The sequence below is a fragment of the Flavobacterium collinsii genome (genome assembly GCF_946903285.1).
Taxonomy (GTDB): Bacteria; Bacteroidota; Bacteroidia; order Flavobacteriales; family Flavobacteriaceae; genus Flavobacterium; species Flavobacterium collinsii.
In genome coordinates this window covers 579101-595775 of record NZ_OX336425.1, presented here as the reverse complement: position 1 = coordinate 595775, position 16675 = coordinate 579101, and the positions used below count along the sequence as shown (strand labels likewise).

Annotated in this window: 12 protein-coding genes; 3 read left to right on the top strand and 9 right to left on the bottom strand. The window is 34.9% G+C overall.

Going from position 1 to position 16675, the window contains the following annotated elements; all coding sequences use genetic code 11:
* Nucleotides 1-119: 119 nt before the first annotated feature.
* From OGZ34_RS02710 to OGZ34_RS02685, 6 genes are all read right to left on the bottom strand, one after another.
* Complete coding sequence (locus OGZ34_RS02710; RefSeq protein WP_263362053.1) at nucleotides 120-1100, bottom strand: LuxE/PaaK family acyltransferase; 981 nt, start codon at nucleotides 1098-1100, stop codon at nucleotides 120-122.
* Between the two features lie 152 nt (nucleotides 1101-1252).
* Nucleotides 1253-1591: a T9SS type A sorting domain-containing protein gene (locus OGZ34_RS02705; RefSeq protein WP_173965969.1), complete on the bottom strand. Its 339-nt coding sequence runs from the start codon at nucleotides 1589-1591 to the stop codon at nucleotides 1253-1255.
* A 98-nt stretch (nucleotides 1592-1689) separates the two neighbouring features.
* Nucleotides 1690-2541, bottom strand: a complete 852-nt coding sequence (locus OGZ34_RS02700) for an IS3 family transposase (RefSeq protein WP_263361901.1) — start codon at nucleotides 2539-2541, stop codon at nucleotides 1690-1692.
* Between the two features lie 14 nt (nucleotides 2542-2555).
* Nucleotides 2556-2990, bottom strand: a complete 435-nt coding sequence (locus OGZ34_RS02695) for a helix-turn-helix domain-containing protein (protein ID WP_263360326.1) — start codon at nucleotides 2988-2990, stop codon at nucleotides 2556-2558.
* Nucleotides 2991-3092: 102 nt separating this feature from the next.
* Nucleotides 3093-4505 (bottom strand): YdgA family protein, encoded by a 1413-nt coding sequence (locus OGZ34_RS02690; protein ID WP_263362052.1) that lies wholly within the window; start codon nucleotides 4503-4505, stop codon nucleotides 3093-3095.
* 191 nt (nucleotides 4506-4696) lie between these two features.
* Entirely contained in the window at nucleotides 4697-7498 is a 2802-nt protein-coding gene (locus tag OGZ34_RS02685; RefSeq protein WP_263362051.1) for a TonB-dependent receptor, read from the bottom strand.
* Between the two features lie 233 nt (nucleotides 7499-7731).
* Between OGZ34_RS02685 and OGZ34_RS02680 the strand changes: the two genes are divergently transcribed.
* The 3 genes from OGZ34_RS02680 (at nucleotide 7732) to OGZ34_RS02670 (ending at nucleotide 11210) form a co-directional block, all read left to right on the top strand.
* Nucleotides 7732-8415, top strand: a complete 684-nt coding sequence (locus tag OGZ34_RS02680) for a response regulator transcription factor (RefSeq protein ID WP_041518469.1) — start codon at nucleotides 7732-7734, stop codon at nucleotides 8413-8415.
* A gap of 237 nt (nucleotides 8416-8652) precedes the next feature.
* Nucleotides 8653-9732 carry a sensor histidine kinase gene (locus tag OGZ34_RS02675; protein WP_263362050.1) on the top strand — a complete coding sequence of 360 codons (1080 nt, stop codon included), beginning with the start codon at nucleotides 8653-8655 and terminating at the stop codon, nucleotides 9730-9732.
* Nucleotides 9733-9905: 173 nt separating this feature from the next.
* Nucleotides 9906-11210, top strand: a complete 1305-nt coding sequence (locus OGZ34_RS02670; protein WP_173965965.1) for a porin — start codon at nucleotides 9906-9908, stop codon at nucleotides 11208-11210.
* On the opposite strand, the gene OGZ34_RS02665 is transcribed toward OGZ34_RS02670, so the two are convergent.
* The 3 genes from OGZ34_RS02665 to OGZ34_RS02655 all read right to left on the bottom strand — a co-directional run bounded on the left by OGZ34_RS02665 (nucleotide 11207) and on the right by OGZ34_RS02655 (nucleotide 16608).
* Nucleotides 11207-12283 carry a glycosyltransferase gene (locus OGZ34_RS02665; RefSeq protein ID WP_263362049.1) on the bottom strand — a complete coding sequence of 359 codons (1077 nt, stop codon included), beginning with the start codon at nucleotides 12281-12283 and terminating at the stop codon, nucleotides 11207-11209. The genes OGZ34_RS02670 and OGZ34_RS02665 overlap by 4 nt on opposite strands.
* A 239-nt stretch (nucleotides 12284-12522) precedes the next feature.
* A complete protein-coding gene (locus OGZ34_RS02660) occupies nucleotides 12523-13113 on the bottom strand; it encodes a hypothetical protein (protein WP_173965963.1) in 591 nt (196 codons plus the stop codon).
* 63 nt (nucleotides 13114-13176) lie between these two features.
* Nucleotides 13177-16608 (bottom strand): hypothetical protein, encoded by a 3432-nt coding sequence (locus OGZ34_RS02655; protein ID WP_263362048.1) that lies wholly within the window; start codon nucleotides 16606-16608, stop codon nucleotides 13177-13179.
* Nucleotides 16609-16675 lie beyond the last annotated feature (67 nt).

Sequence of the window (16675 nt, the reverse complement as noted above, 5' to 3'; positions counted from 1 at the left end):
AGTTACGGCCATAAATATCAGAATTATCAAGGCGTCCTAAATACTTCAAAAGAGTTGTTGGGATTTTTTTAATCGATTTTTTCACGATTAAACGATTAACCAAATTAACGGTTCAACTTTTATAAAACCATTAGGTTACAGCCACGAATATCAGAATTATCAAAACGTCCCAATACCTCGAAAGAGTTGTTGGGATTTTTTTTGCCTAAATCCTGAGTGGCAATAAAGGAACACGAATTGATATTGGCCAAATCAATAACGTTGATTCCACCGGTTTTTCCGTCTTTCACGTAAGTGAGCGCATCTTCGGGATCACGAACTAAAATGTTCATCCACGACGGACATTCAAAAATACCTTCGCCCAGAGAATAAGCTTGTCCCAGAAGTTCGGTCATACCGTATTCTGAATGAATGGCCGAAACGCCAAAACCTGCACAAAGCTGTTCGTGTAACTCTTCGCGAATCATTTCTTTACGTTTGCCTTTCATACCGCCGGTTTCCATAATAATGGTATTCTGGAGATTGAATTGGTGTTTCTCAATCAGATCCAGTAAGGCATAAGTAACCCCAATTAAGATCACATTTTGACCGGATTCGTCTAAAGTGGTAAGCTTTTTAATCAGGTCGTCGTGATTGTGCAGGTAAAACCCACTGTCAGGCTGATTGGAGAGTTTTATTAAGTCTTCGACCATATAGATTAGCGAAGATCCATCGCGTTCGAGATAGGACGGTAAAAGTGCTAAAACAACGTAATCCTCTATGTTGCCATAGAATTGTGAAAATCCGTTGCGATAACTTTCTTCGTAAAGGGTTACATCGGTCACAATATGTCTGCTGGTAATCATGCCGGTTGTTCCGCTGCTTGTAAAAGTTACCTGAGCAGGATTAGTATTGGAAACGACATTGTGACTCTTGAAAAACTGAATGGGTAAAAAAGGAATTTGTTCCAGTGATTTTATCTGTTGTGGATTTACTTTTAAAAAATCGCAAAAATCACGATATACAACATTATTCTCATGTTGAAAACGAAACACTTTTAGGGCTATTTTCTCAAATTGTTTCTGACTCGAAATGGTAAATATATCGTTGGCTGTGATCAAAACTTTTTTTGTGCAAAGATATTGTTTTTAGTTTTCAGTCACAGTATTCAGTCACAGTTTTCAGTTGTCATTTTAGGTTTTCGTAGAAACTGAAAACCGAGACTGTGACTGAAAACTAAAAAAGCTCTAATTTTCATTAGAGCTTTTGTGTTTTATCGAATAATGAGTTTTCGTGTTGCCGAATTATTTTCCTCACTTATTTTGATGATGTAAACGCCGGGAACGAGATCCGAAACGTTTAATTCTCGTGAACTTAAATGTGTTTGAAGTACTTTTTTACCTAAAACATCAAAGATGATGATCTCTTTTTCTAAATCATTTTTAGAGGAGATAGTTACTTTTCCACCAGTCACTGGATTAGGGTACAAGCTTAAACCCTCAATGGTTGCGGTCTGTTGAGGTTTTGGTAATTGCTTACTGTCTTGTGCTGAAACACTTACAGTAAAGAAAAAAGCCAATAAGAAAGTAATATAAAAGTAATTTTTTGCCATCGCGTTATTTTGGTTACTGTAAATATACAAAAAAAAAAGTACAAAAATTATGTCTCGTCCTAAAAAAGCGATACAGATTATTACATAAAAATAATTAATTAAACAGTTGCAAGAACCCTCTTGCAACTGTTTTTTGTTTTATATCTTCTCATTTGAATTTGATTTTGAGAATGCATTTGATTTGGTGTTAACATGTAATTAGAATAGTGAGGTCTGAGATTATTATAAATATTGATAGATTCCTTTATTATTAAGCTTGTAATTTTTCTTTTTTGATGATACTTATCGATCATAAATTCTTGTTTTAAAATTCCATTAATTCTTTCTGCTATCGCATTTTCATAAGGATCTGAATTTTGGGTCATGCTGCATAATACTTTATTTTTCATAAGTTCTTTTTGATACTCATGTGCACAATATTGCAAACCTCTATCTGAATGATGGATTAGAGTTAATGTATTATGCGTTCTTTGCTTAAGAGCCATTTTAAGAGCTCTTAAACTACTTTGAGTATTGAGATTCTCAGCAACATAATACCCCATTATCTTTTTTGAATAAGCATCTGTGATCAAGCTTAGATAACACGGATTATCTCTTTTTCCGATATAAGTAATATCGGATACCCAAACTTGTTCAGGGCGATTTATTTCTAAATCTAAAATTCGATTTTTGTGCTTTCTAAACCGGTGATGTGAATTTGTGGTTATATGGTAACTACGTTTAGGTTGTACCAATAAATGATTAGCTCTAAGTATATCAAAGAATTTATCTCTTCCAATCTTCATCAAATGGAGTTGATCCAATAAAAGATAATAGAGCTTTCTAGCACCTATTCTAGGCATTAATTGCCTAAGATCATTAACCATTAAAACAACTTCTTTAGCTTTATTTTGTTTAATTGTTGTTCTTTTAATTTTTCGATAATAAACCTGTCTGTCTATCCCGAACAAATAACAGGTAAATCCTATTGTTTGTTGTTCTCTTTCTTTGAAATGGGTGATTGTTCGGGCACAGAGTTTTTTCGGATATCAATATGATATTCTTTTTCCGCTAAATCAATCATCATATCAAATAAGATTGCTTTCTTGTCTGCAACAAAAGCCTGTCTTTCCAGGAGTGCCTTTTGTTTCTCTAAAAGTTTGACTTGAGCTTCAAGCTCCATAATCTTTTGTTCAGGTGTTTTTGCCATTTTCATAGAGGTTTGGTTTTCCCAATCAAAGTTACCAAATTTCCTAAGCCATTGGACAACTGTGCTTTTGCATTGGATGCCATACTGCTTTGTAGCCTCCGTTGCTGTGAGTTCTCCGCGTTCTATTTCCTGAACAACTTGTAATTTAAAAGACATAGAGTAGTCTTTTTGTGTACGCTTTACATAGCGTATTTCTTGAGGTACTTCCATAATGATACTTTTTGTGTATCGCTATTTCAGGACTAGACATTACACCAAAAAAAAACATCCTAAATTTTTAGGATGTTTTTAACAATATTGTTTTTTAAACTTTTATTTAGTCAAATCAACACCATTAACTGTTGCCCAGGCACCTCCAGTTATTGAAGCTCCAGTAGCAGTATCATCTGTTACAAAATTTCCAGCCGGGAATGTAACAATACCGTCCCATGGAGCTACCACTACACCTAAGATGTTTTTAGAAGTGTTAGTAATTTTAACTTTAGTAATTTTAATTTTACCACCATTTACTTGGTTTGTGTTTGTTGAAGCATCTTGTATTTTTACAGCTGCACCAGTGTAAACTTTACCAGCTTCGGTATAGTCACCATAACCATCGATGATAATGTTACTGAAATCACCATTTCCTTCATTTTTGAATTGGAAAGCATCTACTTGAACATCTCCAACTGCTTCAGGAGTTGTACCAGCAATTCTTCTTAGAGTGATATTTGTAACTTTAGGGAAGTAAGCGTTATTGTTTTTAGAAGATTCGATTTCAATTCCGAAATTTCCTTTTACATTTTGACGTGCATACCAATTTGAATTGGCTTGACCTTGCCATCCATCTTGCCAGTCAAAAGAATCATCTGTATTTTCGTATGAGATCGCATTTGTTAAACTTGCAGTTCCTCCGTAAAATTCGAATCCGTCATCAGCACCTTTGTAAGATACTAAGTGATCTAAAGTTGTTCCTGATCCTACAGAGTAGAAAGAGAATCCGTTTAATTCTTTAGTTCCATCAGCTAATTTAGAACCAGCATACTCTACTCTTACATATTTTAATGAACCACCGTTATGAGCAGCATTTGTTCCTCCATATGGTAAAGCATTTCCATCTTCTGAAGTAGAAGTTTTTACACCGTTGATAGCATTGATTGGTGCGTCACCATACATGATGATACCTCCCCAAGAACCAGCTATCTTAGATTTCTCAGTAAATACAACTGGTTTATCAGCAGTACCATTGATAATTAGTTTACCACCATTTAAAACTACTAATGCATTATCTCCGGTAGTTTTATCAACTGTAATAGTTGAACCAGCTTCAAAAGTTAATGTTACACCTGAATTAACTTTTACCATACCTTTCATAGTATAGTTTCCTAAAGCATAAGTTTTATCAGCTGTAATTGGACCAGTAATTTCTCCAGTTGCTACAGGTACAGCAGTTACAGTTACAGTTTTTGTAACAGCAACAGATTGTACTGTGTAAGTAATAACTGAAGTACCAACAGAAACTCCTGTGATAACCCCAGTTGAAGCCGCAACAGTTGCAACAGCAGGTGTAGCACTTGTGTAAGTACCGCCAGTAGTTGTACTGCTAAAAGTGGTAGTCGCTCCTACAACAATACTTTCAGTTCCTGTTAAAGGAGCTACAATAAATGGAGCCGGATCGTTGTCGCTACTACATGATGAAAATAATAAGCCAATAGAAAGGGCTAAAGCGAAAAATTTAGTTTTCATAGTTGTGTTTTAATAGTTTATTTCTTTGCTGACAAAATTAGGATGAGAATACTTCATGTGTGTTAGCTAAGTATTACAATACTGTTATTATAAAATCTCTTAAATATGAATTTAATGTTAAGTTGATTTATAATGGAGTATAAAAAAAGCCCTATCGAAATAGAGCTTTGTGTTTATAAAAGTAAATAGTATTAGAATGTGTATCCAAGGCTTAAAGAAAACCCTCGGCTTTTTTTGTAACTTCTTGTTATCGGATCTCCTACAACAGGAGTTACGCTGTTATCTCCAATTTCAAATTTACGAGCAGGGTCAATTAAGTTGTCTGCTGAGAATTTTACGTCAAAATGATCATTTATTTTACTGCTCCATACAAAATCTAATTGTTGTACTGGTAGTTCATAAATATGATCTAAACCATTTGTTCCTACCGCATAGATTCTTTTTCCAAATACTGAATATACTAAGGAAAGAGTATTATTCCAGTTCTTATTAATGTCAAACTGATATTTTAAATCGGAATTAATCAACCATTTTGAAGCACCTTGTAAATCTCTTGATCTATGAGTTTCTATTGATTGTGAAGTACTTCCGTCAGGGTTTATGATGAAAGGCTTTACTTCTGCTTTTGTACTCATTAATGAAGTGTTGAACCCTAATGAGAAATCTTTAAAAGTATTAGTAAGTCTTCCTAAGTCATATATGAATTCAATTTCTGCACCGTATAGAACAGCATTGTCTGAATTTAAATAGGTAATGATTGTAGAACCTGCAGCATTAGCAGTTAATGTTCTTTCAATTGGATTTTTCATTTTCTTTCCAAAAAGACCAACTGCAAACATTTCTTTCGCTGTTGGGAAAAGCTCATATTTTAGATCAACATTGTAATTGTCGCTATTTACTAAATATGGGTTTCCTTTCATAGAAGTTCCATCGGCATTGATGTATTCAATTGGATAAGCTTCCATTATTACAGGTTTTGTATAAGTTATACCACCAGCTAAACGGATATTTGATTTTTCATTAATACTGTATTTAGTATTTACCGAAGGTAGAAAATAAACTTTATCGTAATTTAAAGTTATGAATGGTTCGTCAAATGAACCTTGTTGTCTGTACTTAGTAGTTCTATTTGCATTTTCTACTCTTACTCCGCCATTCACTTCAAGTTTTTCATTGAACTTATAAAGTAAATTTGCATACCCGGCATTGGTTCCTTCTTTTAGGATTGCTTTATAAGTCGAGTTAGAGCTTTCTCTGTAGTTAAAAGCACCTCCAGCTACGTAGCCGTTCAATTGATTGTCAATGCTATTCAAAGGAGCATCAACATTTGGACCTGTAGTTGGTGAAATAAAACGGTAAGAAGATTCCATATCAGATTTATTTCCGTTATATCCAACTGTAAGTTTATGGTTTTTGTCTGATCCAAACTTTAAGTTGTATTCTGCTAATCCAGAGAAGTATGAATTTCCGGTAATTTCCAGATATTGTTTGATAAAGTTATTTCCGGCAATTGAAGCTATAACTCCGTCATTTTCAGTTTTTACACCTGAGAATGCTTTTCTGTCAGGCTGGTCGTATTTTGTTTTTGCATAAGAGATACCAGCTTTTACAGTCTGACTCTTGTCTTCAGTTAATGCGTATTCTCCTAATAATTGATTATTCCAATAATTTGATTGGTCTAATTGATTCGTGCGGATAAGAGTTTTGTTTGTTCCAGTTCCAGTTTCAGCATTTGCAACACCAAATTGATCTTTGATTAAATTGTCAGTAGTTCTTATGAAAAGACTATTGTAAGCTAATTTGAATCTTTTGGCACTATAATTTAAACCTAATAAACCTGTTAAAGAAGTTTTATAATGGTTGTCTGTCGTAACAAAGTCAGTTTTGTAAGCGATTCCGGTACTTTGATAGGCAAAAGTTCTGTCTACTCCTTCTTGAATTCCATAGCTGTTTTCAGCATTTATCGAAAATATATAAGAAAAGTTTCTGTCTTTACCTAAGTCGAATTTTTCTGAATGTAAAAATCCAATACTTGTGTTTAGTGGGCTTCTTATAGGTGAAACATCAAAACCACTTTGAAATGAATTTAACGATTCTTGAGGAGTAAAAACATGTCCGGAAGGAGTGCCTCCTAATAATGAAGGTAGTTTTCTATTGTCTCCTGTCATTCCAAAGAAACCTTCTGCTGAGTCTGCATCTTTAGAAAGAGAGAATCTTTTAAAATTACTATTGGCAATATAACTAGTTCCGATATTAATTTTTGTAATGCTTTTTGTGTTTTTCGAAGTCTGAATATTAAATGTTCCTCCAGCGAAGTCACCATATATATTAGGGTTGAAAGTCTTGTATACTTCTATAACACCAACAATATCAGTTGAAAATAAGTCCAATGGGATAATCTTTAAAAAAGGATTGTTTGTTGGAGCGGCAAGATCATTGATTAATAAATTGTTGTATCGGTCTTCTAATCCACGAACAAATAAACCTCTTGAACCTACTTTTGTAATTCCGGTGATTTTTGTCAAACCTTCTTCGACATCACTAACACCTTTTCTTGACATTTCCTGTGCTCCAATACTTTGTTTGATAACGACAGCGTTTTTTTGATCGAGTAATAAGGCGGTTTCTTTTTCTTTGTTTACGGCAGACGATTTTACAACAACATCTTTAAGTGTAAAACTTCCTGATGAAAGTACCTGATTTACCGTAAGAGTTTCATTTGCTTTAACAGTTACTGGCTTTTCTATAGATTCATATCCAACGAAACTAAAAATAATGATATAATTTCCCGGATTTACATTTAAGGAATATTTTCCCTCAATGTCAGTGTTCGCGCTAATGTTAGTTCCCTTTAATAAAACATTTGCGAAAGGTAAAGCTTCATTGTTGGTTTCTTTGTCGGTTAATACACCAGAAATCGTACCTTTGTTTTGTGCGATCGAAATCGTACAGATGAATAATGTGATAAATAGAAATTTTAAATTGAATTTCATTTCAGTGTTGTGTTTAATTTATTTTTGTGCAAAGAAAGAAACGCTGTGTAAAGTTCATGTTAGCCACTTGTTATGTTTTCGTGTTGCGTAGATTATCAAATTGTTACCAGATTAAATTACCGTTAACCGCAATTTTTAACGGTTGTTTTATTAGTATATTTACCATCTCAAATGAAAATCATCGAATGTATAATAAAGAAAATTTGATGTAAAAATCTCAATTTTTGCTATTTATGAAAAAAACACAAACCAAGATTTTATTAGTTGACGATGAACCAGATATCTTAGAAATCGTTGGCTATAACCTTGCTCAGGAGGGCTACCAGATTGTAACTGCTTCTAACGGAAAAGAAGCAATAGCAAAGGCTCAGAAAGAATTGCCGGACTTGATTATTATGGATGTAATGATGGCAGAAATGGACGGAATGGAAGCCTGCGAACACATTAGAAAAATTCCTGAATTAAATAATGTTATCATAACATTCCTTACGGCAAGAAGTGAGGATTATTCACAAGTTGCTGGTTTTGATGCGGGTGCAGATGATTATATCACAAAACCAATAAAACCGAAATTATTGGTCTCCAAAGTAAAGGCGCTGTTAAGAAGGTTAAAAGAACAAGAAGTTGTAAGTGACACTTTAAATGTGGGAGGAATCGAGATCAACCGCGAAGAATATAAAATCATCAAAGGAAACGTGGAGATCGCCTTACCAAGAAAAGAATTCGAATTGTTTTACTTATTGGCCTCAAAACCGGGAAAAGTTTTCAAAAGAGACGAAATTCTGGATAAAGTATGGGGGAACGAGGTTGTAGTAGGAGGTAGAACCATTGATGTTCATATTCGAAAACTTCGTGAGAAAATAGGAGAAGACCTTTTTAAAACCATAAAAGGAGTGGGTTATAAATTTGAAGTTTAGCTTTTTAAGCTGCTGAGGTTCTGAAAAGCTGCGTGGCTAAGGGTTTTAATCAGGATTTAAATTCATTCAAATTGTTTTAAAATATTCAATACATTTAAACCATATAAGAATTGAAGTTTGTGTAATCTTCATTTTCTTATATGGTTTTTGAGTTATTCCTTTTTTGCTTTTGCCCAAAAGAATAGAACTCAAAACAGAACTTAATTTTCTTAATCTCTTAATGGCTCAATAATTTCAATGAAAATTAATTTTAAAAAAACATACAAATTTGCTGTAAAGTCAGCATTATACATAAGTCTTTTTGCAACAGGATTTGTGATGATATTGATGTCCTTGTTTTATAAAAACCAATTGAAGTATCAATTTGTATTCGGAATAATCTTTATAATATCCATTTATGCGTTTTCGTTCCTGGTCTTGCAATACCGTGTGGAGCGTTTTATTTACAGAAGAGTCAAGAAGATATACGATGAGGTTTCATTATTAGAGACAACAACATTGATCAATCAACCTATAACTACGGATATGGAAACGCTTTCACGTGAAGTGAAAAAGTTTGCTACAGATAAAAAGCTGGAAATTGAAATGCTGGAAATCAGGGAACAATACCGACGTGAGTTTCTTGGAAATGTTTCACATGAGCTGAAAACACCTTTGTTTACGGTTCAGGGATATGTTTCGACTTTGCTGGATGGCGCTATGGAAGATAAGAACATTCGAAAAAAATATTTAAAGCGAGCTGAAAAAGGCGTTGAACGATTGATTTATATCGTCGAAGATCTGGACATGATCACCAAGCTGGAATCAGGAGATCTGGATTTAATCATGAGTGATTTTGATATTGTAGAACTGATTCAGAATGTCTTCGATTTACTGGAAATGAAGGCTGACAAGAAGAAAATTAAATTGGCTTTTGAAAGTAAGAACATTAAGTCGGTAATTATTCGTGGAGATAAGGACAGAATTCAGCAAGTTCTGGAAAACCTGATCGTGAACTCTATAAAGTACGGTAAAGAGGGCGGTTTGACGGAAGTAGGAGTGGTTAATCTGACCAAGAAAAAAGTCTTAATCCGTATTAGTGATAATGGGGAAGGTGTTGAAAAACAAAATATCCCAAGACTTTTTGAGCGTTTTTACAGAGTGGATAAAAGTGGAACCCGTTCAGAAGGCGGTTCCGGATTAGGATTGGCCATCGTAAAACATATTATTGAAGCACATAAAGAGAAAGTATATGTAGAAAGTGAGTTCGGAATTGGTTCTGAATTTTCTTTTACGCTTGAAAAAGCAAACAAAACAATAAAAGCCGAAGTTAAATAATTGTAACCTTGTTTGAGCGAGGTATCGTAAAACAGGGTGTTTTAACACTAACTCAATTTGCGTAACCATTTCGCAACAATTCCTTTTTATTATAGTAACACCTTGTTAATGATATCTTAACATAGGTGCCAGATCTTTGCATTCGAAAATTAAGGCATAAGAAAATAGAAAGAATGAAAATAAAACTAATAGCAGTTTTTTTGCTAATTACTTGTGTATCAAACGCACAGGACTTAAAGAAAGAAGATGTAAAAAAAGAAGTAGTTCGTCTTCTTGATTCAATCAACAAATCGAAGTTACCGGAGACGGAATCCGGGAATAGTGATGATGAAAAGGATAAGGATCGTTGGTACGACAAGATTTCTTTAAGAGGTTATGCACAGATACGATACAACGGTTTGTTTTCTACAAACGATAAAGTCTCCTGTGATCAGTGCGACAGATCTTGGGGGACAACTTCTACAGCCCCGGATGCAAAAGCAAACAATGGTTTATTTATCAGACGTGCACGTTTAGTGTTTTCTGGTCAGGTTCATCCAAATGTATTTTTCTATTTTCAACCTGATTTTGCGAGTTCTCCGGTTACAGGAGTTCAGAATTTTGTTCAGGTTAGGGATTTATATTTTGATCTTTCTTTTGATAAGAAGAGAGAATACAGATTACGTGTCGGGCAGAGTAAAATACCATACGGTTTCGAGAATATGCAGTCAAGTGGACAGCGTTTAACTTTAGATCGAAACGATGCGTTGAACAGTGCAATATTAAACGAACGTGATTTAGGAATGTTCTTTTACTGGGCACCGGCTAAAATTAGAGAGCGTTTTGAAATGTTGGTAAAAGACGGTTATAAAGGATCAGGTGATTATGGTGTTTTCGCTTTTGGAGTTTACAATGGTCAAATTGCGAATAGATTAGATGGAAACAGAGATTTGAATGTGGTGGCAAGAGTAACCTACCCATTTGTGATTGGTAGTCAGATTATCGAACCCGGAATTCAGGCTTATGCCGGAAAATGGGCTTTTTCAGGTGAAATTTCATCAGGAGTTAAAGTGAACAATTCACAGCACATAAAAGATCAAAGGGTAGGAGCAACATTCGTACTATATCCAAGACCTTTTGGAATTCAGACTGAGTACAATATCGGAAAAGGACCAAGATACAATTCAGTAACTAACGCAGTCGATGAAACAGATCTGGATGGTGGTTATGTATTACTGAACTACAAATTAGATATTAAAAAACAGCATATTTATCCTTTCGCCAAATTTCAATATTACGACGGAGGGAAGAAATATGAGAAAGATGCCAGAAGTTATGTCGTTAGAGATTATGAATTTGGCATAGAATGGCAGCCTCTAAAAGCCTTTGAACTTACTGCCGAATATGTTATTGCCGATAGAACTTTCCAGGACAGTGCACTTCCAATTAACAGACAGCAAGGGAATTTATTGCGTTTGCAGGCGCAGTTTAACTTCTAGATTTTATCCTCAAAAACGGTAAATAAAGAATCCCAGTCTATTGTATCGTTAAATTGAGTCAAACCTTTAAACGACTTTACTTTTGAAAGATCTTCAATGGTAAAGTCGTCTTGTATTACATAGGGTACTAAATTTTCTTTCTGAAGTTTTATCGCCAGATATTCCTGTTCGTATTGCCCTGGAGTTGGAATGAAAAAGGCTTTCTTGCCTAATTTGGCTAAATCCATAACAGTTGTATAACCCGAACGGCATAATACAAATTCACTTTCGTTAAAAGTCTGTTCCAACTGTTTTGAGTTCATGAAATTGTAATAGGTAACATTTCCGGCCTGCCATTTGTTTTGTGTCTTCTCAACGATGCCTTGTATAAACACCACTTTACCTTTATAATTGACGACTTCTTTCTGTAGTTTTTCATCCAAAAAAGTACGCTGAGGTTCAGGCCCCGACAGGATAATCATCAAATCGTACACTTTTGGAGTATCCTTTTTGCGCATTCTACTTAACGGACCAATATATTTTAAGTTTAGATCATTCGTTTTCAGATGGCCTAAATCACCGGTTAGATTAACGGAATCATTAGTATCCGGAACCCAGCATTCGGTATATTTTTTTATAATATGCTGATGGCATTTACTGGTAAACCAGGTTGTGTTCCCGGTCATGACATTCAATTGATGCGTCATAAACACAGAGGGAACTTTTTTACTAAAAACTCCTAGTCGGTTATCCGAGATAATTCCGTCTATTCCATGTTTTTTGATCCAGCTTTTTACTATTTTTTTCTCGTCAAGAATAGCCACAATCATTTTGGGCAGGTTTTTAATCAGCTTCCATTTGAAGTTTTTGGCATTCTTGGCATATTCGATATGGTAAGACGGCAATTCAAGGGTCTGAATGTATGGGAATTCCTTTCGCAGCAATGCCAGTGCAATACCGTCAGAAGCGATTATAGGAATATAATTGTTTTCTTGAAGCGCTTTTATAATAGGGATACATCTTGTAGCATGGCCCAGTCCCCAGTTTAGTGGAGCAACTAAAATTGTTTTGTTCGCAGAATAATCAATGCTCATGGTGTAACGCTTTTTAAAAACGAAGATAAAGAAATATGCTTTTTATGATATTTCACGCGTATTACTAAATTATTAACTCTATAAGGCCGTTCAGCCCATATAATTCGCTGCTTAGGTTTTGGAATTAGTAGTGTTTGGAAGGAAAAGTTACTTGTATGTTAACGAATATTTGGTTTCTCAATAGACAAAAAAAAGGAGTTACTGTAAGTAACCCCTTTCAGATATCGGTAAAATGAATTTTATTCCTGAATATAGGTTTTATTACCATTTTTATTAATGTAGTATTTACCGCCTTTAGGTCCGGTATATACTTTTTTTCCATTGTATTCGCCAGTTACTTTGTCGGCTACTTTTGGAGCTTTTTCATTCGTTTCTTTAATGGTTTTGGCGGCTGTTTTTTTAGCTGCGGTGGCCTCTTTTTTAGCTGCTGTTGATGCTTCAGTCGCTTTTGCTGCTGTTTTTGTTACATCAGCTTTTGCGTTTGCTGCTTTTGTACTGGCAGCTTTGTCAGCAGTTTTTGTTGCTTTGACAGCATCACTTTTTGCTTTCGATGCTTCACTTTTTGCTTTAGTGGCCTGCTTGTCGGCCGTTTTTTTAGCAGCACTTGCAGATTCTTTTGTCGCTTTTGCTGCCGCTTTGCTGGCATCATCCGCTGCCTTTTTGGATTTTGCAGTTTCTTTTTTAGCGTCTGCTTTCGCTTTATCTGCTTCCGCTTTTTTCTTTTTAGCGGCGGCTTCCGTTTTACTTTTCGCTGCTTTTGTAATTGACTCTTGTCCATAGAAATTAGAAGACAGAAGAACTACAAAACAAAGTACTAATAATTTTTTCATAATGTTACAAGTTTAAATTTCAATTAAAATTAAACAATTTTTAAATAGGTTTTCGGTAAAGTGTTAAAAATAAGCGCGAAGCTGTATGTTTCCGGTGTGAACCACGGATCCTGTCTCGCTTTTCCTTCCCTGATAATTTAAATTCACATCTAAAAACTGAGTGATGTTTTTCTGTAAAAGGAATTTCCACACCAGATTTTGCCCTGCCTGAAGTCCTTCAAGCATTTGAAAACCGACAGATGAAAATTCATTTCCTGTGAATTTATTCTGATAAAAAGAAAATTCTCCGTTCAGGGTCACTTTTTTCTCTCCCGCAAATGAAAAGGAAGTTCCCAGTCGGTTTTGAACCAGAGTTTCAAAATTTCCGATTTGATTTTCCTTATTCTGAAATTCAAAAAAGAAATCCAGACTGGTGTTTTTCGAAAACAAATAACTCACTTTGGGAGCCATTTGGTAGCCCGTGATAGCATAGTTTTTTTCGACAAAATCTTCAGAAACCAGGTCAGTTTTAATCGTTTTGGTAAAGAAGTTAAACAGCCAGCTTTTTTGATACAAATGTGTGTATTGCAATTGATGTGAATTGTTTTGAACATTTTGCGATCCAATCGAAAGCAGGTTTTTGCCTTTATTGACCAAATAAGTATAGGTAACAGAATGTTTTTGTTTGCCTCGATTGTAGTACAAACTATTTCTGAAACTTGAATTGAGTCCCAGTATATTTTCTTCTGAAGAATAAAACGGATTCAATTCCAGACGTTCTCCCTGACTTTTTACTTTGCGATCCATAATAAAGGATGTCTGATTGTAAAAGTAGGACAGGAGTTTTTTAAAACCGGTTTCGTTCTGCCATTGCAATGGATTTAATGCCACAGATTGGGAGAACCTATTTTGATTGGTTTTGATGTAGACTCGATTCGGCAGAAAGATTCGGATGTATCGAGCCTGATCAGGAAAGGCAGCAATTTCAAATTCTTCGAGTTCCTGAATTCCGTTTCCGTTGTAATCGTTCCAGGTATAAACACCCTGACCCGTCGGAACTTCAATATAGGTAAACTCCTGTTGGGCAATCGTTCCTGAACTGGTTTCATAGGTGGTTCCAATTTGCAGCAGCTGATTGAAAAAACGATCATTATATAGTATTCGGGAATTTAAGGAAGGCTCATTTTTTCGGGCTGCATCAGTGAAATCTAATTTGCGATAGCTGGCATATACAGCTAGGTCTGTTTTTCTATTCTGAATTAATTTCGATTTTAAGAAATAGGTTTGAGAGTTGTTTACGTGTTGTAAAAATCCATTTTGCAAACTGTCGTTTCGGCGTTGCAGATAGCCAATTTCCACAAAAACCTTAGTACTGTCACCACGACCAATAAAGGCACCATATTCTGAGAATCTTTGGCTTAATGCCGAAAATTGATTGGTGATTTTATTTCGCTGCTGATTGTTTTCTAACTGCATACTTGCCCCAACCCAGTTTTTGCCAAAATGATACTTGGTTCTGGTTTGGTTTCGTATAAACTTTGAAGTAGAATTTGTAGCATCTGAATTCAGGAAGCTACCCTGATTTTCGATGGTCCAATGTTGCAGCTTAAACAATGCCGTTGTGGTATGACGCGATCCGGAATAACTCTCTGAATAATCTAATTTCTCAAATTGGTAGGTAAACAAGCCAATATTGGACGTTTCCTTTTTAGTAAATAAATTAAAATTTAATCCAGTGATTAACATACTTTGGTTTCCTAAAAGAGTTTCGTTTAAGTTCCAGTCGCGATTAAACTCGATATTGTACAAACGTTCTACAGATCTAAAATCCTCCTGAACAAATTGATAGTTGGCAAAGGCATCTAATGTCCAGTCTCGAGTAAAAAGACGTTTTTTAATATTGGTTTTAATAGCGATACCGTCATTATTAGCGTCATCTATTTTTGAGAACAGGTTTTTGTCATTGTTGCTTATTGCAATTTCGAAGTCAACCAGAGTTTTTTCGTCCGGATTGTATTTTCCTAAAAAAGTAGCTACCTGTAATTTAATTGGTGCAATCAGATTCACAATCGGCTCATAATTTCCTTGTAGGACTCCATTAACAGGAGGTACATACTCGTAAATACGTTCTACAGAATTGTTGTTCTGAATGATGTAATTACCCGTATTGTTTCCGACAAGACTAAATTTTACGTTGTATAAAACAGTGCTCACATCCTTTGAATATTCATAAATTTCGACAGAATTGACTAATTTTTTTTTATACAGTATTTTATTGTCGGCATAAGTATCTTCATATGCTGATGGTGCTTTCATTAAATTTGGATCATCTCCGGCGTGGCTCAAAACCTGAACCTGAGCTGTTGACAGGTTTTGCTGTAAAGGTTGATTTTTCATGTCATTCTCCGAATAAAGATAACCGCCAAAACTCCAGTTTTTGTTTTGATGTGTTCCGCCTGCGTAGGTCACGAGCCTGTTGTAGTTTCGCTCAGAATATTGATATTCTACATTGATTCGCATTTCGGAAGTAATCGTAAAAAGAGAGGTGAAAGTAATCTCTCCGGCATTATAATCGATCACATAATCGTTGTTTTCTCCGCGTTTCAATAAAACGCCATTTACATAAACGCGCTCTGAACCCGAAATGACAAGAACATACAATTCTCCATTTTGTCCTTTTAATTTATAAGGCCCCTGATTTCCTTCCTGACCAGTAAAAGTACTTTTGGCATATTGTCCTTTTACAAAAGCTACCGAAGCGAAAATATTGGTTTTACTTTCTTCTGTACCAAAGTTAAAGCTGGCAGAAAGTCCCTGGACTTTTTTATTGAAATTTAAAAACTGGGTTTTTCTGTTTTCTAAAAAAACATCTCCTGCCCGTATGTTCCAGTCATCCGTAAAAAGCTCCATGAATATATTGTCAAACTGATCCAGTTTTTGAGAATAACCACCATCCTGAAGCGGAATATTACTGTCTTGCAGTGAAGCCCGTAAACTGATTTTGTCTGATATTTTTCCCGTAATCTGCAAATCCAGATTGGAGTTTAAAACTGTGTTTTGGTTATTTCCAACGGTGAGTCCTCTTGTAATACTTCCCGAAGTATTTAAACCATCAAAAGGAGTTACTTTTTTTACCACAGCGTTATCAATTTTATATAACTTTTCAGAGCCAATGTCATTTGATACGACCTGATTTGATTTGTATAAGGTATATTCCCGGGTTAGAAAATCAGGATATTTTAAATAATTTACGATTAAAGTATCTGCGGTTGTCGCCAGTTTTTCATTTAGAAGTAGTGTTCCTTTTTTAAAATCAACTTTATAAAAGGAGGAATCGAGAGGTTCGTTTTTGGTATTGAAAAGCTGAAAGAATCCCGAATTGATACTGACTTCTTCAAGATGAATAGTATCGCGGCTGGCAATTATTTTTTTGGTTTTGTACGATGATATCGCTTCCTGAGCCTGAAGCCCGGAAAACCAAATAAAAAATGTTAGAACCAGTAATTTTTTTAACATAAATACTTTAACTCTCAAAAATCAAAAGTAGTATTTATAATTGGGAAATAATGCGTCTGTGATTCAG